Here is a 21,208-nt window from a genome sequence, read left to right as displayed (position 1 = left end):
AACTGAACAATTATGTCAACGATTCATGCACAAGTAGAAGATCCCCGTTTAAACGATATAAGAAATAGTGTCGCTCAACATACTGATGCGATTCCTTTTTTGTTATTACCTGTGCGCACTGAGACAAGGTTCATGCAGGTATCAAAACAATCCCTGCAGGTAACCGCCACAGTTGAGTCGGTTTTGGAAGGAATGGCATTCGTACAAATTGAAGCAATCAACACCCAAGCCAATATAACGGGCGACAATATACGCACTTTAACTACCGACGCTACGGGATTAATAACTCCAGTTCAATCATTGGGTGTTATTTCAATAAAAGAAAAAGGGTGGCTGAAACAATTGTTTGGTGACATGCAGAAAGACATGTTACTCGTTGTTACTGCTTCGCAAAATACATTTGCCCCCGATAGCCAGAAACTGAATGCAGCTATAATCCAATTAGCTAATGCAATTAACGGAACAAAAATTATAGATATTAGTGCCATTGAGCCTGCCCGGGTATTGATAGATTCTTTCATCTCTATTGATACGACTCATCAAATATTAAATGGAGTTAATAAAAAAAGAACTCCTTATACTGATGTTAAAAACAAAAAGCCTTTATACAATTATATTACTAACACACTAAACGGTATAAAAAGTTTTTATCAAAGCCTTGATGAGAAAGTTAAAGCATTAAAGTATATAGAAAAAGTACAAAGAGCCCGCATACAGGAACTCCAAACAGATATACAAAACCAATTAAATACTGTAACTGCTTCCATTGATAAATTGCACGCAGATGCCGCATGGAAGAAATTTGTGCAGGATACCGTTCAACCCCTGGTAACGGAAATTATTAGTTTAAGTAATGCGTTTGCTACAACAACACTTCCTTTACTAAATAATCTTCCGGGGCCGCCAGCCATGCAAACAGGGGATGTGTATTTTAGCGGCATCAAAGCATTGGTAAAAATCAAACGATTTAATCAACAGCAAAGTCAGAAATACAATGTAATAAAAAGATATAAAACCTATCTTGAGCCACGTATAGCTTCCCTCGCAAAAGCAATACAGGCGCCTATACCGGAATCACAGCCGGGGCAAATACAAACCCTGCAAAATTTATTTGCATCTATCAATACAGAAGTACAAAAATCAGTCGACCGGATAAATAGCTATGCTGCTGCGAATAAATCCCAGTCTTCAGGCAAAACACTCATAAGTAGTTATTTTAATCAAAGTGTAATTAGCGTTATTGGTGGCTTTGCAAGTGTTGGAGATAATTTTCCGAAACCTGTTTATCTGCCCGCTCCGCCGCAGTTAATTAACCAGTTGTGGGTACGTATTTATCCTGATGATATTTTTGTGATGACTCATGAAGAAGCATTAACTGCAAATGAACAAGATGCCGGAAAGCAATTCTGGAAATTATGGTGGGCAGCAGGTGGAGATAAAGATTTGCAAATGGGTGCATGGCAAACACTGTGTGCTGCTTTAGGTACTCACCGGGCTTCATGGGTGGCAAGGGTATTAAACCCTGCAACTATTCCGCAAAATATAAACGCTCTACAAACAAATCCTTCCGCAAAAATTATTGATGCTATTAATATTCTTGATTCTATAAATAATATTTTAAAAAAACTACCCCTGAACAGTAATGGCCTGGGGATTATGAAAGTAGCCGTCGCACAGAAAACTATACCTCTAATAAATTCGAATCTTCAAAAAATTCTTACCGAACTTTCATCATTAAGCATAGAACAGGATTTTCTGATAAATAAGTTCAAGAGCTTTTTTATTAATACAGCTGGTCTTTTCAACGAGCTTATCACCAAGAGTAAAGACCTTGCCAAACTTAAACAGACGACCTATGTTGTATTTCTAAACAGCCTCCATATAGTGGCATCGCAAATGGCTAATGTTCAAAATGCTTTTAATAAGATAAAATCTGTAAGCCATAAAGATTTCGTAAATAATATACCGAATCCTTTCGTGTATCCCGCCGTTAGTTCAAAAGATGGGGACTGGACGAGTGCTCCTCATGCTAACTGTCTGCCAGAGCGCTTTGCTGTGATTACCATGAAAGGCGATCAGTTTACACGTATAGCAATAGGCAATCCGATAGATGATAAATTGCAGTTAGGATTGGATCCGCAAAAGTTTAATGATCTTTCTTTATTTACCATTGATGCCAATGGTAACATGAATATTGATGAAGGCTTAAAGTGGATGACCGATTATGATATTGCTGTTTTAAAAGGAATGGGTGTTACACTTGATATTACCGATGATGAATACAACAATGGTATCGACAGGCTGATAGTACTCGGTATAAAAAATACGGATGCAGCCAATTCAAAGCAATTGGTTGAGCAATTATTTACCAATCATATTTACGGAGTAGATGGAATGAACTTTTTAAAAGTGGGAACACCTACCAACAATACCCATGAGGCGAAATCCGGTTGGCAAAGCGATGATGATGTGCAACAGCGTTATGATATTGAGATAAATAATCTTAAGTATGATCCTTCTCAAACAAATTTATTCAACATAGCAGATGGAAAATATTTTTGTGATGCCCTTGGTATCGATAATACCGTAATGCAATTTGCAAACGATGCATCCAATCTTGAAATTGCTAATGCTTATGCCGCTAACCGGGCTTTGTGGGGTGTTTCATTAGGCCACTATATGGAAGAAATGTGGGATGATATGTTTACCTATGATAACATACGCCGCACCGAAGATTTCTTTACTAATTATTGTTTTGGAAGAGGAGTGGTTCCGTCCGTTCGGGTCGGGATGCAGCCCTATGGGATTTTAACCACTACGGCTTTTTCTCAATTACGATTGTACAGCACGTCTATACCGGCGCTTACTATCGGTGAGGCGCAAACGATTTTGCCCTGGGCTGTTAGTTCATCAGCGCTTGAAAGTAAACTGCAGCAGCGTTATGATATGCGTTTGTACCGGCTGCTGAATATGTTTAAGGACACCTGGACCGATCTTCGCAATCAGCATGTTATTTATTCAGGCAATTTAGACGAAGCCGGAAAAGATCCTCAACAGCGTTTTGTGCAAATGCTTGGCTTGAATGCGACATCGCTTGATTATTTTTATAGATATGCCATCAACATTGCGAAAGGGCCTAATGCTTCAAGCGAAGGCTTCAGCACTAATTTTAAAGCCACTGATAATTTTGGACCAAATGGCTTAACAGAAATTTTTAAGAACCAGATAATAGATGGTGTCTTTACTCCATCCTTTGATTTTATTGATGAAAAACTACAAGGCTTATTTCCGTGGCTTCTGAGGAACACGCAATATTCACGCATATTACAACAGTTTGATGCATCCAGGTTATTTGTAGCACGTCTCGTGGAGAATAATTTATCGGTAACCGGCAATTTGATAGATACAATTCCTGAATCCGACAGTCTTTTAAAAACTGATTATTTAAGCTGGCTTCTATCCGCCAATGCAAATGATATGCTGGGCGGCAATAAAGTCGGCGACCCGACCCGCATACCTTTCAACACCATGTTGTTTGTGATGCTCCGTCAATCATTATTGCAAGGTTACCAGGAAGCTGCTTTAAATATTTTGCAGTCCGAAAATGTAATTCAGGAATTAAGCAGGCGCTCAACCGGGGATACTAATCATTATCATTATAAAATTTTCCAGGATGGTGCCTACAAAAGTAAATATCTCACTAAATGGCATTTCCTGTTTAAGAATTTATCAGACCTGGTAACGGATCTTGCATTACCATCAACCACAACAGCTAATCCCTTTTATAATTTTATAAATACAAATACTCATTCAGTAGCCAATTATCTTGACAGGGTAAAAACTCAGACCCCCGCTTTATTCAATAATAATCATAAAAAATTCTTTGATAAACTTAGCAATATTCGTGATGCAGTAACGGCATTGAAACGTGTGCCCACAGAGAGCCTTGATATATTAATGGCAGAGCATATTGATTTGTGTACTTATCGCCTGGATTCATGGTTGCTTGGCTTTGTGGTAAAGCGTTTGCAGCAACAAAGAGGCAAGCATGCTAATGGTCTTTTTTTAGGCGCGTATGGATACATGGAGAATTTAAGAAGAGATAAAGGAAAAGAAGTATTTAATGATCAGCAAACACTCGGAAGCTTTAAACTGGATGCAACTAAGCCTGTTTATCATGATACAACCAATCAGGGCTTTATTCATGGCCCTTCAATCGGCCAGGCAATTGCTGCTGCGGTTTTGCGCAATGCATATATGACGAACAATACTTCTGCCGAGGATATCGCTAACAGGCTTGCTGTAAATATTTCGTCTGCCCGTGTACGTATGGCAATGCAATTAATAGAAGGTATTCGCAATGGACAGGAACTCGGTGCTATACTTGGGTTTCAGTTTGAAAGAGGACTTCATGATAAATACCAGTCGATGGAACTTGATAAATATATTCAACCGTTGCGGCAGGCATTTCCTTTACAACAAAAGGTTGATGAAACTGCTAACGGTGAGCCTACTTATGTAAGCCTGGTTGTGAATGGCTCAGCAATACTGGATACAGTACATGCCGCGGTAGATTGGCCGGGAAATCCTGCAATTAAAGATGAAACGATAGCAGACCTTTTGAAGGCAAATAATTATGCAAATTTTCCTTCCGAAATAAAAAACGTAATTAATGCAAATCTCAGTGGCGATCCGCAAAATGAAACTTATGATTTAATTATTGAAGAGATCGATCGTATGGCAGATGCCTTTGATGCATTAGGCGATCTGGCAATGTCTGAAAGCGTTTACCAGATGGTGTTAGGGAACCATGTACGTGCAAGTGCCATGTTAACTGCGCTGGCGGAAGGTCAAAATATTCCTGAGGCACAAATTATAGACACTGCAAGAAATGGTATTGTTGTAACACAACGGGTGGTGCTTAACTTTGAGGCAACTTCCGATTCAACAAAAATCCCGGCAGGGTGGGGAAGTAACAGTACCATACGTTCATTAACCGAACCCACTTTTAATAACTGGCTAGGAATTACATTAGGGCCTGCAAGTGCTATTAAATATGTTCTTACAAAAACTGATATTAATAAAGTAGTAACAAAAACAAGTTTCTCCATTAGTTCATTAAATCTCCAGCCGCTTGACTTTTTTTTAATCCCCGGTGCGGAAAATGAATTTGCGGAAATCATTATTAATTTATACAGGAAAACAAATAATGATTATCAATCCGGCCTTTCAGTAAATATAAAAGAGAAAGACGGTTCATGGAGCCTGGATGATAAATCTTTATCAGAAATATATATATTGATGAATCATATCCGTAACATGATCAGTAATGCGAAATATGCAGGGGACAGCGATTTACGTTTACCCAACGACGTTATTAACCCCGGTAATACCGGCAACTGGGATGCCGATGAATTGAACAAAAGAGTTTCCGGGGCATACAAGTCTTTACAGATATTTATTCAAAGTGTTGCTGCAGAGCCATTTCTTACCGATGTTTTAAGTGGCAAAACACATATAAGCGATGTAGTTCTTACATCATCGCAAACGGATGATGTATTCACGCATCTCAACAATGCGGTTTTCCTTGGGCTACCCAATGCACTTTCTATACCGTTCGATGTGAATGCAACAGACGCGCAGCGCGGCACAACTTTATTACAGCAACTGGTAAATATTTATAACCAGGCTGTATCACGTGAAAGTGAGGCGGCTACAGCCTTCACGGCATTGGCAACAATTGCAACTGCCAAGTTGAAGGTGCAAAAACTCACAGAGCTTGTAAAAATAATATTGGGCAAAAATGCAATCATTAATCCATTATACACACCGTTGGAAGTAACCAGTATTCAAACCGAGTTAGCGCTGATTCCTTCTCAAAAAATAGCAAGAAACGGCGGGGCGCTTGCAGTTGAAGACTGGCTGCAAAATGTGGCAAAAGTGCGGGAACGTGTTTATGATGTTTCGATGGTTATTGAAACAACTGATATTTATAATTTAGATGTTGCAACGGTTGAGCCGGTTCAGTTGCCATACACGGCAGGTGATTATTGGCTGGGAATTGAATTTCCTACCACCTTTACTCCCGCAGGCGATTCGCTCTCTTTGGTTGTGATGAATCCTCAACAGTTACAAATTGCAGGCGTCCAATCAGGATTTATTATTGATGAATGGATTGAAATTATTCCATCCAAAGAACAAACCACTGGCATTACATTTAACTATAATAATCCAAATGCGTCGCCGCCACAATCTTTGTTACTTGCTGTAACACCTCAGGTAACTAATCAGTGGGCATGGGATGATTTAGTATATACCATTATAGATACCGTTGAGCTTGCAAAGAATAGGGCGGTTGAGCCGGATCATTTTGATAATACGTACCTGAGCCAGATTCTACCCGGAGTATTTTCCGAAGTAGTGCCACCGCAGTTCAGAAATGAGGATACCAATCCTTTAGGCGTACAGGTAGTAATGGATTTTTCTGATGTTAAACTTCCTAAACAAAATTAACTATGCCAAGAATAGATACATTTTCCTGTGAGCCATTCAGAGCCTGGAACCGGTTAGAATCGAGGCCCAGGCATGCAGAGTTTGATAAAGTATTAGAGGCCGGTGTATATGATGCATTGTGGATGCTCACACGGCAATGGCAGTTTGGAGAATTGCATGGAGAAGATACCGGCTCGGCTATCTTTTCTAAAATCTATATGAAAACAACTGCCATCACCCAGGTAAAGACGGCTAACGGTAACGCACAACCGTTTGACGACAGTATTCCTTTGGAAGAGCGAATTGAGAATATGCCTTACCGTCTTGATTTTAAAAGTAAGTTAGACACTGCCTATGTTTTTCTAAGAAGTATTGATCATGCTGCAGATACGCACAGTATGTCGGCAACAAATAGCAGTAAATTTTACAGGAGTAAGTTAGTTCAATTATTCCCTTTCAGTAAAATTGATGAAGTGCGTGTGGGCGACAGCAATCAAACCATTATAAATAAAGTAAAATCATTGAGCAATGAAAAATATGTGAGCATGGTGAATGCTAGTGTGGGCAGATATTTCGACGGATTCGCACTATACCAGGCTATTCTTAATAACCAAACCAATGTTATCAATAGTCTTATATTAGGCAATGGCGATAATTCTCTAGTGTTAGATGCTATACAGGCTTATGTTAGCTGGTTTATGAGCACCTATGATTTTAATGATGTAACAAGTTCCGCATGGCTTCCTTCTAAATTAGAGTACCAGTTCGATTGTGCTTTACCGGGAGAAGATGCAAAGAACATTATACTTTCTGCAGACCAATATTATTCCGGTGATCTCGATTGGTTTTCTTTTGATTTGTATAATAAGCCTGCAGAGCCCATAGATGGTTTATCAGGAGATGCTTCTGCAAATGATATGCTTAATGTAAAAGATCAGTTGTTATCTGTAATACCTGTTGAAGCGAAGTTTGCAGGCGCACCTAATTCGCGTTGGTGGCAATTTGAAAATGGAAAAGTTGATTTGGGAAACATCAATGCGCAAACAACTGATCTGCCGAAATTAATTTTTACCGAATATGCATTGATGTATAACACTGACTGGTTGTTGGTTCCATACCGGGTACCCGTTGGTACTTTATGTGAAATAAAAGGTGTTGTAGTTACCGACGTGTTCGGCCAGCAGTTCTTTATAAAATCAGCAACCCAGGGACTCACTGATAACTGGGCGGGTTGGGGTATGTACAACTTAAGTACATTGAATCCTGATGGAATAAGAAACACGCCTACAGATACGAGGCTGTTGGTTTTGCCAAACGTGGTTAAGAATCTCGAGCGCGAACCAAATGAAGAAGTATATTTTGTGAGAGATGAAATGACCAATAGTGTCTGGGCTATTGAATCTTTCTTGCCTGATGAATTAGGAAGCTCGCTTGACGGCAATAATAATGCAAGAGCATTTAGTGATGAATTGCAACAGCTTGACACAACCCCTGTTGCTAACGACACCGACGTAAACGCAATGTTCCGCTATACATTAGCCAATACCGTTCCTGAAAACTGGATTCCGTTTATTCCTGTTCATACGGATGATAAAAACAGGCAAATTAAACTACAGCGTGCGTCAATGCCCCGGTTATTTAATAACGAATTTACACACATAAGGCCCCTAACACAGTTATTACGGGAAGGCATAGACGATGATGATATAAAAGCCAAAGCTTATTTTATTAATGAAGAAGAGGTACCCAGGGCCGGCGTGCAGCTTTCAGCCACCTTCCAGCGAACCCGCTGGTACAATGGTTCTGTGGTAAACTGGTATGGCTACAGAAAGCAGGTCGGGAGAGGAGAAGGCTCAAGCGGCTTGGCGTATGATAAAGTTGATGCGGTTAAGAAATAATAAACGCACGATTGAGTTACTCTTCGTTTGAATGAATGGCAGAACCATAATAATTCGTGTCTATAGGTGTAATGCGTGTAATAACTGTTTTTTCATAACGGCGACATCTTCTCCCTGGCCATTTAAAACCATATCAGCCTTTTTTGGTAACTGGTATTTTGCAGTATTGTCATAATAATCGAGCATTTTTTCTATAAATACTTCAAAATTCTCCGCACGCAGTAGTGCTTCCATTTCTTTTATAACTGCCACTGTTAAACGCCTTTCTAATTTATGCAAGGCAATTATAAAACTCTCCTTTCCGGCAGCCTTATATTCCTTAAGTATATTATTAATTCTTGCTTGCTTGTCAATATTCAGGTGCACGATAATTCCTTCATTTATTTTTGCATACAACCAGGCAGGGATTTTTCTTTTGCCTAAAGAAGACGGTTTTTGTTCAATAAATATGTATTTGGCAGAAGCATGGTTAAGAAAGGCCTTTTCAATTTCGTTTTCAAATTCCTTTTGTGAGGGTTGGTGTGGAAGCAATAACCCGCCAAATGCGGAACCGCGGTGTGAAGCAATCTTTTCTAAATTAATTACCGGGTAACCCGAGGCTTCGAGCTGATGGATTAGCAGGCTTTTGCCTGAGCCGGTTTTGCCGCACAAAACGATGAAGGTTGGTGAAGCAGGAAAGTGCATAAAATAAAAAACACCTTTTAAGAAGAAATATGTTCCATAACTCACGTTCGGTTTTGAAGCTCCTTCTGAGAACACAAGACAGGTAATTAACCGCAAATGAAGACAGTCAGATCAACAATTCCTACAGGCTAACATACGAAGAGACTCATTATTCAACTTTATTAAGGTGGTAATATTCTCTTTTCGGACCAAACCCGATACCGCACATGCGATCGAATATAAACAGTAACAAGATAGAAATATTTTTTATAAAATACAAGATTGAAATAACATTTTTTTGCACTAAAAACGACTGAGTAACCATTAATCTTTTAATTATACATAAACCAGAAAAAATTCTATTTACTTACCTTTGCCACACAAAACTCAAGGGGTGCCTTGTGATAATTCGTTAAAAAAAGTCATAATTATCACTGAAAGAAAGGCTGAGATTATACCCATTGAAAGAAAGCTGATTCAGATTGTCTTTTTTTTCAAATACCTGATCCGGATAATACCGGCGTAGGAATGAGAATAATACATAAGTATAAGCAGTGAGTATTATTGAAATTTAATGTAATGATGGCGATACATGAATGGTGGTATTTGATGCTTAAACAGGTAGCAGAAACTGATTGGCTACAATGGCTGGCTGTAGCATTAGGCGTGGCAGAAGTACTGCTGGCCAAAGTTAACAATATATGGTTGTATCCGGCAGGCATTGCAGCTACAGTGCTCTCTGTTTATATATTATTGTTAGCCGGCCTTTATGCTGAATCACTGCTGAACGGGTATTATATCGTTATGAGTATATATGGCTGGTGGTATTGGATTAAAAAGAAAAATTTACCACCGGTCAAGATTTCTACGTGTAGCCGAAGAGACTGGATAACGGTAGCAGGGATTATTGCGGGCAGCTTTGTAATACTTGCTTTGCTACTTAAAAATTTTACTCCATCAACAGTTCCGCTGTGGGATGCATGGGTAAGCGCTACTGCATGGGCCGGCATGTGGCTGTTGGCGAAACGCAAGATAGAAAACTGGATATTGTTGAATGTGTCTAATGCTTTTGGGGTACCATTGTTATTTTATAAGCAGTTACCATTGTTTGCTGCCCTCACAGTTATTCTTTTTGTTATAGGCGTGCAGGGTTATATTCAATGGAGAAAGATCATCAATGCGGAAAAAGCCGCTTTAATTAAAATATAATTGTGTAATGAATATAAAAGCAATACCTCATCCATCCCAATTTGTTGATGCCAAACTAACGGCGGCTATACGCAGTTTAGCGGCAGAAGCAGAAAAAACCGGGAGCCTGCACCCGGAGCAACTGGCAATTATCTATAAGCAAAAATGGTTTAATTTATTTGTTCCCGAAAAATATAATGGTTTGCAATTGACCCTTCCTGAGGCGCTTAATATTGAGGAAAGTCTTGCATGGGTTGATGGAAGTGTTGGCTGGACAGTAACACTTTGCAGCGGGGCCAATTGGTTTATTGGATTTTTACAACCAAACTTAGCAAAAATTATTTTTAATAAAGATAAGGTGTGTCTTGCCGGAAGTGGGCGTCCATCAGGCACAGCAAGAATTATTGAAGGTGGATACGAAATAACCGGATTTTGGAAATATGCAACCGGCTCTGCACATGCCACTGCTTTTACTGCTAATTGTTTTATTGAAGATAAGGGAACTATTATTCGGGATAAAGATGGCAGCGCTGTCATAAAATCGTTTTTGTTTTTAAGAGAAGAAGTAATACTGCACAATGATTGGGATTGTATGGGTATGCTGGCAACATCAAGCAATAGTTTTGAAGTTCAACGGTTAAGGATACCCGAAAACAGGTGTTTTGTGATTGACGCAGCTTTTACTTTCATTGATGAACCGCTTTATCAATACCCTTTTTTGCAATTTGCAGAAGCAACGCTTGCTGTAAACATTTGCGGTATGGCAATACATTTTATGGACGTATGCCAGCCACTATTTAACGGAAGATCTGAGAATAGAAATTACATTGATACTTCGCGCAGTTGCCTTAACAACGCAAGAGAGGAACTGAAGCACAAGAGAGAATCCTTTTACTTAGTTATTAAAAATTCATGGAATGAATGTGCAAAGAACAATGTCGTACCAGCGGAATTATTACCTGGAGTTAGTAAGCAAAGTAAAGAATTAGCCGCCACCTCCCGAAGACTTGTTGATGAATTGTATCCCTATTGCGGGCTTATTGCTGCCAACAATCATTCTGAAATAAACAGGGTATGGCGCGATTTACATACTGCAAGCCAGCATTCTTTGCTTATTTAATTGTTTTAAGGCCGGCGGCAATCTAAGGTCACTTTTGAGTACATCAGGTTAAAGTAATGTGATTCCGCTTCTATTTTCGTTTACGCTTTTATGTTAGGTGAGCTGGATTTCGTTTATTCCGCAATTCATTTATAATTCCCAATTGTTTCTCATCTAATTGCGGTTAGATGCCACGGCATTTGTTCTATACTAATTTGTTAATTATTTATTGGCGTTTTTATCGGGTAAAATGTCATAAATTTGTCTCAAGTAAATTTTGAATCTTCCGAATTTAATTGCCGATGATGGGCGTTCTAAATTATTATTCCAGTGAAAAACCACCTTAATTTTGGTTTCCGAAACCCTTGTTAACAACAATGACCTGAAGAATAAAATTAATTGCTAAATGCCCGCATCTCGTATTGCGGGTTTTTTTTGGTTAACAGGCAAACTCGGTATATTCAACAGGCTAGGGGCACATTATAAAGGGATTATTGAATTATGCTTAGTACGAGCAGGTAGATTTCTACTGGTAATATTCATAAATAGCTCCATCGTCAAATTGTTTGACAAGTTTCATTTTTTTTACTTTAGTTATAAAATTCATTCCCACAAGATCCGGGTTTTCTCCGTCGTCAAACCATATCACATAACAATGCGAATCGTTTAGAAATTCCTGCACCTTGCTTTTGTTTTCTTTATTTGGTAGAAATTTACCGGGTCTCCCTGTAAAAAAATAAACAGCATCATAAGCATTTGAATAAATCGTATATCCTTTTTTAAATGGTAATGAATCTTTTTGAATATAAAGCACTGTTGGTGAATATTTCCATTGATTTTCAGTATAACCTGGTATGCCGGCATCTTTAACACCGTCCCATGTTTCATAATCCGCAGCAAGTTGTCCATACTGGAAACATAAGAAAATAGCAGCCGCACCTATTACCATCAATTTCTTATTTACCCGCTTAATTTTTTGAGATGAAGAAATCATCCAATTGCTGCAACTCCATATTAGCGGTATAAAAGCAGGGCTTAGAAACCTGCTGTCTAAAGTTTCGAATCTTGAGATGCTGGCAATAATTATCATAAAAGATAAATAAAACAGTGCAAAACTTACAGCAATATTTTCATAAGTAACCATTTGCAGTTTGCGAAAATATTGTTTCAAAAAAATGAATGCGAGAAAACAAACTATGAATAACGTCAACCATACGGCACCGTTATAATGTCCATTAAAAAAAGGAAGCCAGTCGCAAAATACAGCGCCTGCATCGTGCATATTTTTGCTTAATGGTGTAAATGATTTTTCACGAATTCCAGTCATAGTTCCTCCAACCATATAATTTCGTAGAAGATTAATTATTAACAGGAGAGGACTTATCAATCCAAATAAAACGATATCTTTTAATTTTCGTGGGAACGCCAGTTTTGTATCGAGTAATAATAATATAATTCCTGTGCCGATGATTGTAATTCCGGCATAACGCGTAACGCATGCAAGCGATGTTATTACGGCTGCTGCAATCAAAGCCTTTCTTGAATACATTTGAAAATAGCGATGCATCATTATTATAAACAGCAACAGAAATAATATAAAAATAGTTTCTGACCACAGCATTGAGTAGACTTCCAAAAGGCCTGGGCTTAAAACAATGCAACTTAATATCGCGGCTTTATACCATTTTGATTTATGTGAGAATTGTTCTGTTATAGATCCGGATATATAAATTACAATAGAGAAAAGAAGTGCATTTAAAATAGCACCAAACACCAGCGGCTGCAGCCCGGTTACCAGCATGATCGCACTAAGAAAAAGTGGATAGAAAGCCGGGAATTCAACAAGAGCATAATGCCTGAAATCAATCAATTGGCAACGTGATAAAATGTTTTTTGCTGTGGTCGTATAGACAACACCATCGGGGCATAGCCCAATACCTCCATGCCTCGTGTATAAAAAAATGATAGAAAAACCTGCTAATGCAGCTATTAAACTGTCAATATTTTTTTTTAATGATAATAATTGAAACATGTTATTAACGCGGATTGAAAAATCAATGTAATTTCAAATAAACTAAGATTCTGCAAACCATTTGCCTTAGTTGTATAAAAAAATGATAAAAATAATGATGTGAAGTTGATTCAAATTTCAGTAACTGGCGTTTATTTGTTATAACAAGAGTGATATCAATTACGGACTTCAATTATTTTGAGGATTTTAAAAATATTTTTAAATATGTCCAATTTGAGAAATCCTGTTTGTTATTGATGTATATTTTATAACAATTAAAACTTAAGAAAATGGATGAGTATGTATTAATCATGCGACATGAAGACGGTAGCAAAATAGCTTCGCCGGAACAAATGCAAATTTGGATGAAACAGACTATGGACTGGATTGGCGGTATTTCAGCACAAAACAAATTCGTAAACGGAACAGGTTTGCCGTTTAATGATGCCAGGGTGGTGAGAAAAACCAGTTCTGGCAAAGTTGTTACCAACGGACCTTTTGGTGACATCAAAGAAACCATTGGTGGTTTCATTACTGTAAGAGCAGATTCTGTGCAAGAAGCTGTTGAATTCGCAAAAGGCTGCCCTGTTTTACAGGGAGAGGGCAATACGGTAGAAGTAAGGAAAATTGCAAAACGGGATAGTGTTCACTAAAAAATCTAAAAGCCTTTGTAAGTATTTTTACAAAAGCTTTTTATTTTATGAATCAAGAAGAATTAATACCACATTTATTCAGGACTGAATTCAGAAAAATAACGGCTGTATTATGTAAGCTATTTGGTATTGATCATATTGAAATTGCTGAAGATATTGCCAGCGCAACTTTTTTATCAGCACTTGAAACATGGACTTACAAAGGCATTCCTGAAAATCCAACCGCATGGCTTTATGCGGTTGCAAAAAATAAAGCGATAAATTATCTTAACCGCAATCATCTTTTTAATAATAAAATTATCAAAGAAGTAAAACAGGCTGCTTCAGAGGTTCAGGAAATTGATATTGACTTATCAGATGAAAATATTAAAGACAGCCAGTTGCAAATGTTATTTGCTATTTGTCATCCATCAATTTCTACAGAAGCGCAAATAGGTTTATCCCTTCGTATTCTTTGTGGTTTTGGGATTGAAGAGATCGCCAACGCTTTATTGAGCAATAAAGAAACTATTAATAAACGATTGTTCCGGGCAAAAGAAAAATTAAGACAAGAAAAAATAAAAATTGAATTTCCAAATGAAACGGAAATTAATAAACGATTGGAAACAGTATTGACCACTTTGTATTTACTTTTCAACGAAGGATATTATTCTGAAAGCAAAGACGCTGTATTACGTGAAGACCTTTGTTTGGAAGCAATGCGGTTAACAAAACTTCTTATTGAAAACGAGCAGACAAATCAGCCGGCAGTAAACGCAATGCTTTCTTTAATGTGTTTTCAGTCTTCAAGATTCGAGGCCAGGAAAAATAAAAATGGCGAAATGATTTTATATGAAGACCAGGATGAAAAACTTTGGAATGCTGAATTGATTTCTAAAGGCGTATATTTTCTTCACAAGGCTGCGCACGGAAACAGACTTTCAAAATATCATATAGAAGCAAGTATTGCGTACTGGTACACGATTAAAAATGACACGAAAGAAAAGTGGGAAAATATATTACAATTGTTTAATCAATTGCTGCAAATAGAATACTCGCCCATTGCGGCACTCAACAGAACATATGCACTTTCAAAAGCAAATGGAAAGCAGGAAGCAATTGCAGAAGCTGAAAAATTAAAACTAACAAACAATCATTTCTATTTCACTTTACTTGGTGAATTGTATCGCGATATCGACAATAACACAGCAAAAGAAAATTTTCAAAAAGCGCTGATACTTGCGAAAACCCAGACAGACAAGCAAACAATTCAAAAGAAAATAGATAATCTTTAGAACTTATTCATAACGCAATGCTTCAATAGGATCCAGCCTGGATGCATTTCTTGCCGGATAGTAACCAAAGAATACACCGGTAATTGCACAAACCATGAATGATAAAACAATAGACGATTGTGAAACAAGTGTAGGCCATGACAGAAAATAACTTACAAGGCTAGACGCAGTAATTCCAAATGCTACGCCGATAACGCCTCCTGTCAAGCTAATAAGAATTGCTTCAACAAGAAACTGTAACAATATATCAATACCTCTTGCTCCAACTGACATACGCAAACCAATTTCTTTGGTACGTTCTTTTACAGATACATACATAATGTTCATGATGCCAATACCACCAACAACCAATGATATGCCGGCAATAGCGGCTAATAATACGGTAAGCAACTGGCTTGTAGAACTGATGGTGCTTATTAATTCGGCCTGTGTCCGTACAGTGAAGTCGTCATCATCTGTTGGTTTGAGTTTATGATCTTTTCGAAGTATAGTACTGATCTCACTGGTAGCAGTATCCGAACTGTTTTCATCAACAGCGGATGCATAAATTGTTTGCACATAGGTGATAGCTAAAATTCGTTTCTGTACTGTTGTAAACGGCGCAAGAATGATGTCATCCTGGTCTTGCCCAAATGTATTTTCTCCTTTTTGAGACAATACCCCAATCACTTTAAGCGGTATTTTATTAAAGCGAATAATTTTTCCAACCGGATCTTCACCTGGCGAAAAAATATTGCTTTTCACCGTTTGACCTATTAGGCAAACTTTTGCAGATATCTTAACATCATTATCAGTAAATACAACGCCTGATTGCAGCTGCCAATCGCGAATGCTGAGGAATTCCGGATGAACACCCTGAATAGTTGTGGGCCAGTTAAGAGGCCCATTTATGACCTGGCCGTTGGCTTGCACTGCAGGGGAAACCGCAGTAACAAAATGTGCATGGTCGCGGATGGCGTTTACATCTTCGATCTTTAAAGTTTGTAATCCTGAAGCGCCAATCCTTGCGCCGCCGCCAACTGCCTGGTTGCTGCTTGGCCTTATGTTGATCATGTTGGAACCCATACCCGATAACTGGCTTCTTATACTTGCTTTAGAACCTTCGCCAATGGCCACCATTGTTATTACAGAAGCAACTCCAATGATGATGCCCAACATAGTAAGAAAGGCCCGTAGTTTATTACGGAGCAATGCTCTCCAGGCTATTCGTAAAAGGTTTAATGCATTCATTTTATGAGTTATAATCACTTACCGGCAACGCCGCCAATTCTTCTTTTGCTGATCTCACATTTTCATTCTTTGTATCCTTAATTACTTTACCATCTTTTAATGTGATGGTGCGACTGCTAAATGATGCTATATCCGGTTCATGCGTTACAAATACAATTGTTTTTTTTTGTTGTTGGTTTAGTTCCTGCAGCAGAGACATGATCTCGTAGGATGTTTTTGTATCAAGGTTGCCGGTTGCTTCATCTGCAAGGATCATTACCGGCTCATTTACCAATGCACGTGCAATGGCTAACCGTTGCTGTTGGCCGCCTGATAATTGACTGGGCAAATGATCTATCCTGTCATCAAGCCTGACTGCATGTAAAGCCTGCTTTGCTTTTTCTTCTCTCACCTTTGAAGATATTTTTGAATTGTACATCAGTGGTAATTCAACGTTTTCCAATGCAGAAGTTCTTGCTAATAAATTATACGATTGAAAAACAAATCCAATTTTATTGTTACGTAATCCTGCCAGTTCATTGCGTGATAGTAATTTTACATTCACTCCATCTAATAAATAATCACCATCTGTTGGCTTATCGAGGCAACCAATAATATTTAATAAAGTTGTTTTGCCGGATCCGCTGCTACCCATAATGGTAACAAATTCGCCTTCTTCCACTATGAACGAAATACCTTTTAATGCATGTACTATTTCGCTTCCCATTTTAAATACACGCTTCAAATTTTTTATATCTAAAATTTTATTTCCCATCCTGGTTTGTATTGTAAGATATCGTCGTTAGCATCCGAAGATTTAATTCGTTTTATCCTAACCGTTATGATATGCTTTATATTTTTTATTAGTTGCCGAAATGCTTTTATTATAAATTTTTTGATTTAATTACCGTGGTGGCGGACTTGCGCTATTTCTTCTGTTACTTCTTCCCGGCCGCTGAGGCATAAAAGGGCTTTTTTGGGTGTTGTTTTTCAGATCTGCTTTTTTCTCCTGTATATATCCCGTTACCACTTCATCATTTATATCCAGGCCTGAAATAATTTGCACTTGTGTCTCATCATCCATCCCGGTTTTTATCCGGTGCAAGACAAGACTACTGTCTTTTTTTAACCATACAAAAGCTGTTTTTGCTGAATCAGCATTTATATTGCTTCCTCCAGATGGTTCAATTTTACTGACTTGTTTCATTCTTGTTCTTTTGGCATTATTTTCTTGTAACTTCCCTTGAATTGAATAGACTTTTTGCAGTACTGAATCCGGTTGAAAATTAAGTGCTCTTGCAGAAATCAATAATACATTGTTTAATTCCTTTGTATAAATGGTGATATTAGCCGTCATTCCCGGCTTGAGTTTCATTTGGTCATTCGGCGCATCAATTATTGTCGCGTAGGTCACTACGTTAGAAGACACACTTGAACGCAATCTTATTTCTTTCACTATGCCGCCAAATGTATCTGAAGGGAAAGCATCAACTGAAAATATTGCACGCTGGCCTTTGGCTACATTACCAATATCTGCTTCGTCAACAGAAGCCTGTACCTGCATTTTGGTAAGATCTTTCGCAATGCTAAAAAGGGTAGGAGTATTAAAACTTGCGGCAACAGTTTGCCCTTCGCTGATATTACGCGATAAAACAGTTCCATCAATAGGCGAATATATTTTTGTAAACGAAAGGTTTTTTTTTGCTGACGTTAACTGGGCAGTTATTCCATTTACATTACTCACTGCACTATTGTAGCCATATAAAGCTGTTTCGAGATCTGCCTTACTGATAGCACCTACTCCATATAATTTACTTTGTCTTTCATAATTACTTTTTTGATAAACTTCATTTGCTCGTGCAGATTGCAGGTTAGCAGTAATTTGTTGCACCTGGGCTTCAAATAAAGATGGGTCAATTTGTGCAAGAAGCTGGCCTTTTTTTACGGTAGAATTAAAATCAGCGTACACACCTTTAATAGTGCCTGAAACCTGGGAGCCGACAGTAACCGTATCTACAGGCTGTATCGTACCCGTTGCAGTTACTGAATTTGAAATATTTCCATACTGTGGCTTTTCAACCTGGAGTTCTATCACAGATTCTTCTGACCTGAATTTCCAAAACCAGATCGCAAAGCCAACTGCCGCAATAATCAACAACCACCATAACCATTTAAACTTTTTCATTGTCAAACTTTATTATAGATTTCATACTTCATAATGTTACAGGAACTCCTGTATAAAACGAATAGATTTTATTATATAAAACTGCCGTGTATTTTGCCTGTGTATAAGATTGTAAAGCCTGTATATAGAGGTTCTTTTGCAATTGCAACTCCAAAATGTTAACCGCACCAAACTGAAGTTCGGCATTAGTTATGTTGTAACTTTCTTCATTTGCTCTTAATTGTTCTTTCGCTGCGGCATACTGCGCCAACACATTTTGCAGATTAATGTAAGCCTGTTCCACCTGCTGATCCAAAAAGGTTTTTGTATTAAGCAATGAAAGAGTTGCCTGTTTAATTTGAATTTTTGACCTGGCAATATTTGTTCTATTAATACGCCTGCTGTAAATAGGTATTCCTAATGTGAGCCCCAATGATTGATAAAAATTATTATTCAACTGTGGAAAATATTTGTAACTCTCATTACCGGAATAACCTGTGGCCAATCCCGCACCCACACTAACGGTTGGCTTTACGGATGCTTTTATTTTGTCAAGTTCGGTTTCAGCCAGCTGAATTCCCAACTCACCATTTTTAATTTCTGGTCTTACACTTTGTGCTGTTCTTTGCGCTTCATCCAAAGGCTCGAAGGCCTGCTGCACAATAATTGTATCAGGTACACTTATTTTAAAAGTATAAGAAGAAGGTAGTTGTAAAAGTTGTTTTAATGTTACAATATTCAGGCGGTAGTTGTTATTAGCATTTACCAGGTTAAACTGGTCAGTTGCTGCCTGGGCTTCCAGTTGCACAAGGTCTTTTCGTGAAATGCTTCCTGCATCAAAACGTTGTTGTCCTTGTTTTAATTGGGACTGCGAAGTGGCAAGCACTTCCTTTAAATAGGTAATATTTTCTCCTGCGAGAAGTATATTCAGGTAAGCCTGGGTTATGCTTAAAGTAATATCGTTTTCAGTTTCCTGCACGCTTAGATTTGAGGATTGAAGCGCGAGCTGTTTGGATTTAATATCATTTTTAAGATAGCCACCGTTATACACCGGTATAGAAGAGTTTAAACCATAGCTGCTTGAAACATTTGCATTTGTTTGAAAGCCGCCCACAACTAAATTTGAGTTTTTTCTGTTCACCAGGCTTTGAGATATGGTGCCTGAAAGATTAGGAAGTACAGCAGCTTTTGAGGCTTTCAAGTCTTCCTCTGCTGCACTTGCATTAAGGCGCAGTTTGCTTATTTGAATATTATTTTTTTTGGCATAAGCTATGCATTGCTCTAACGTCCATGTTCCTGGCATATGTTGCATTGAGCTATCCTGTGCAAATAATAATGCAGGAAAAAAAGCTGACAATAAAATGAGTATAAATTTGATTGTTTTCATGTGCAATAGGTTCTCCGTAAATAATTTATCGTAGAAAGTTCACATAACAATTAGATGCCAAAAATTAAAAATTCCTTCGCCCAAATGGGTATGCGGCTATCAGGGGAGGTTAGTGTTTGCAGATTATTTTTTCACAGGAAGAAGAGTAGAAAAGCAGGATATTTATGCCTTTTTACAGCACATTAATTACAATAAAGTTACGTCGCAAATTGAAGCACAGCAATCATTTTTGTCCATACAGTTTATTGCATGGTTAACGTGTCTTAAATCGTTTGTAATTTAATTATATTTGAGAGGCGCATGAGTTCATTAAAGGCAATTATGTTAACCTAATAATCGTTTTACCGGGAAGAATTTGACTTTTGCGAATGAAATAGATATTAAGTGGAATTAATTTTTTTTAAATTGTATATTAATTAGACTAATCTTTTGGGCACAATTTTGTGAATCTTAACCTATAAAACAATATAAAATGAAAAAAATAATTGATCTTAAAGACCTGCTGAAACACGAAATACTCGATCTGTATTCTGCAGAAGAACAAATTATCGAAGGCTTACCTGTTATGATTGCGCAAGCGAATAATCCGAAGTTGAAAGAAGCGCTTAGCAATCACCTTGAAGTGACCAAAACACATAAGGACAGGTTGGATAAAATAAAAGAATCAATAATGGCAAAAAGTGAGGAAGAAAGCAATGGCTTTTTTTCAAGCCTGTTTGGCGGCAGTCATACTGTTACATCCATTGGAGTTGAAGGTTTATTAAAAGAAGCAAAAAAACTAATGGCTGAAGAGATGACCCAGGAAGCCATGGACGCAGCCATAATTGGCGCTGCACAAAAGATAGAGCATTACGAAATTGCTGCCTATGGAACAGCTCGTGCATATGCCTCAGAATTAAATATGGATTTAGTGAGAATCGAGCTTGATAAAACACTTGGCGAAGAATACGAAGCAGACGACTCGCTCACCAAATTAGCAGTGGGCCAGGTTAATCCTGTGGCTGAGAATGCGGTTAATGCAGAAGACCAGGAAGATTCAAACGATGAAGTTTACGACAGGTTAACAAATTCCGTTTCTATAATGAGTTCCTCCGATAACGTCGATGACGAAGAATAGATCAACTGCATAATCCACTGGTTTTCTATTATATAAGTCGATAACAGATAACC

General features: G+C 38.0%; 13 protein-coding genes. 7 read left to right on the top strand and 6 right to left on the bottom strand.

Annotated elements, in window-relative coordinates; genetic code table 11:
- The first annotated feature begins 12 nt into the window (after positions 1–12).
- Both FW778_RS13000 and FW778_RS12995 read left to right on the top strand, forming a co-directional pair.
- Positions 13–6,513, top strand: coding sequence for a hypothetical protein (locus tag FW778_RS13000; protein ID WP_150415147.1), 6,501 nt, complete (start codon positions 13–15; stop codon positions 6,511–6,513).
- Between the two features lie 2 nt (positions 6,514–6,515).
- Positions 6,516–8,390: a hypothetical protein gene (locus FW778_RS12995; RefSeq protein ID WP_150415146.1), complete on the top strand. Its 1,875-nt coding sequence runs from the start codon at positions 6,516–6,518 to the stop codon at positions 8,388–8,390.
- A 60-nt stretch (positions 8,391–8,450) separates the two neighbouring features.
- Here FW778_RS12995 and FW778_RS12990 read toward each other — a convergent pair whose 3' ends face one another.
- Complete coding sequence (locus FW778_RS12990) at positions 8,451–9,149, bottom strand: hypothetical protein (protein ID WP_235906250.1); 699 nt, start codon at positions 9,147–9,149, stop codon at positions 8,451–8,453.
- Positions 9,150–9,632: 483 nt separating this feature from the next.
- Between FW778_RS12990 and pnuC the strand changes: the two genes are divergently transcribed.
- Together pnuC and FW778_RS12980 are read left to right on the top strand one after the other, a co-directional pair.
- Positions 9,633–10,262 (top strand): nicotinamide riboside transporter PnuC, encoded by a 630-nt coding sequence (gene pnuC / locus FW778_RS12985; RefSeq protein ID WP_235906249.1) that lies wholly within the window; start codon positions 9,633–9,635, stop codon positions 10,260–10,262.
- A gap of 7 nt (positions 10,263–10,269) precedes the next feature.
- On the top strand, positions 10,270–11,361 hold the full coding sequence (locus tag FW778_RS12980) for an acyl-CoA dehydrogenase family protein (RefSeq protein ID WP_150415144.1): 1,092 nt from the start codon (positions 10,270–10,272) through the stop codon (positions 11,359–11,361).
- A gap of 505 nt (positions 11,362–11,866) precedes the next feature.
- On the opposite strand, the gene FW778_RS12975 is transcribed toward FW778_RS12980, so the two are convergent.
- Positions 11,867–13,372, bottom strand: coding sequence for a hypothetical protein (locus FW778_RS12975; protein WP_150415143.1), 1,506 nt, complete (start codon positions 13,370–13,372; stop codon positions 11,867–11,869).
- Between the two features lie 269 nt (positions 13,373–13,641).
- On the opposite strand from FW778_RS12975, the gene FW778_RS12970 reads away from it, so the two are divergent.
- Positions 13,642–14,004 carry a YciI family protein gene (locus FW778_RS12970; RefSeq protein WP_150415142.1) on the top strand — a complete coding sequence of 121 codons (363 nt, stop codon included), beginning with the start codon at positions 13,642–13,644 and terminating at the stop codon, positions 14,002–14,004.
- Positions 14,005–14,051: 47 nt separating this feature from the next.
- A complete protein-coding gene (locus tag FW778_RS12965) occupies positions 14,052–15,278 on the top strand; it encodes an RNA polymerase sigma factor (protein WP_150415141.1) in 1,227 nt (408 codons plus the stop codon).
- A 3-nt stretch (positions 15,279–15,281) separates the two neighbouring features.
- On the opposite strand, the gene FW778_RS12960 is transcribed toward FW778_RS12965, so the two are convergent.
- From FW778_RS12960 to FW778_RS12945, 4 genes are all read right to left on the bottom strand, one after another.
- The gene (locus FW778_RS12960; protein ID WP_150415140.1) at positions 15,282–16,508 is read right to left on the bottom strand and encodes an ABC transporter permease; all 1,227 of its coding nucleotides are present in this window, start codon (positions 16,506–16,508) and stop codon (positions 15,282–15,284) included.
- A gap of 1 nt (position 16,509) precedes the next feature.
- Entirely contained in the window at positions 16,510–17,232 is a 723-nt protein-coding gene (locus tag FW778_RS12955) for an ABC transporter ATP-binding protein (RefSeq protein ID WP_449404188.1), read from the bottom strand.
- A gap of 159 nt (positions 17,233–17,391) precedes the next feature.
- The gene (locus FW778_RS12950) at positions 17,392–18,672 is read right to left on the bottom strand and encodes an efflux RND transporter periplasmic adaptor subunit (protein WP_150415138.1); all 1,281 of its coding nucleotides are present in this window, start codon (positions 18,670–18,672) and stop codon (positions 17,392–17,394) included.
- 28 nt (positions 18,673–18,700) lie between these two features.
- Positions 18,701–20,038 carry a TolC family protein gene (locus FW778_RS12945; protein WP_150415137.1) on the bottom strand — a complete coding sequence of 446 codons (1,338 nt, stop codon included), beginning with the start codon at positions 20,036–20,038 and terminating at the stop codon, positions 18,701–18,703.
- 472 nt (positions 20,039–20,510) lie between these two features.
- Between FW778_RS12945 and FW778_RS12940 the strand changes: the two genes are divergently transcribed.
- Positions 20,511–21,155, top strand: coding sequence for a DUF892 family protein (locus FW778_RS12940; protein WP_150415136.1), 645 nt, complete (start codon positions 20,511–20,513; stop codon positions 21,153–21,155).
- Positions 21,156–21,208: the final 53 nt, after the last annotated feature.

Source organism: Ginsengibacter hankyongi (assembly GCF_008710285.1).
Classification (GTDB): domain Bacteria; phylum Bacteroidota; class Bacteroidia; order Chitinophagales; family Chitinophagaceae; genus Ginsengibacter; species Ginsengibacter hankyongi.
The sequence above is the reverse complement of the archived record's forward strand: the minus strand, read 5'-3'. Positions and strand labels throughout refer to the sequence as shown.

Excerpts from the sequence above, each read along its gene's own strand:
- FW778_RS12995 (WP_150415146.1), top strand. The coding sequence starts at position 6,516 with ATGCCAAGAATAGATACATTTTCCTGTGAGCCATTCAGAGCCTGGAAC.
- pnuC (WP_235906249.1), top strand. The coding sequence starts at position 9,633 with ATGATGGCGATACATGAATGGTGGTATTTGATGCTTAAACAGGTAGCA.
- FW778_RS12975 (WP_150415143.1), bottom strand. The coding sequence starts at position 13,372 with ATGTTTCAATTATTATCATTAAAAAAAAATATTGACAGTTTAATAGCT.
- FW778_RS13000 (WP_150415147.1), top strand. The coding sequence starts at position 13 with ATGTCAACGATTCATGCACAAGTAGAAGATCCCCGTTTAAACGATATA.
- FW778_RS12980 (WP_150415144.1), top strand. The coding sequence starts at position 10,270 with ATGAATATAAAAGCAATACCTCATCCATCCCAATTTGTTGATGCCAAA.
- FW778_RS12970 (WP_150415142.1), top strand. The coding sequence starts at position 13,642 with ATGGATGAGTATGTATTAATCATGCGACATGAAGACGGTAGCAAAATA.
- FW778_RS12940 (WP_150415136.1), top strand. The coding sequence starts at position 20,511 with ATGAAAAAAATAATTGATCTTAAAGACCTGCTGAAACACGAAATACTC.
- FW778_RS12945 (WP_150415137.1), bottom strand. The coding sequence starts at position 20,038 with ATGAAAACAATCAAATTTATACTCATTTTATTGTCAGCTTTTTTTCCT.
- FW778_RS12950 (WP_150415138.1), bottom strand. The coding sequence starts at position 18,672 with ATGAAAAAGTTTAAATGGTTATGGTGGTTGTTGATTATTGCGGCAGTT.
- FW778_RS12965 (WP_150415141.1), top strand. The coding sequence starts at position 14,052 with ATGAATCAAGAAGAATTAATACCACATTTATTCAGGACTGAATTCAGA.
- FW778_RS12960 (WP_150415140.1), bottom strand. The coding sequence starts at position 16,508 with ATGAATGCATTAAACCTTTTACGAATAGCCTGGAGAGCATTGCTCCGT.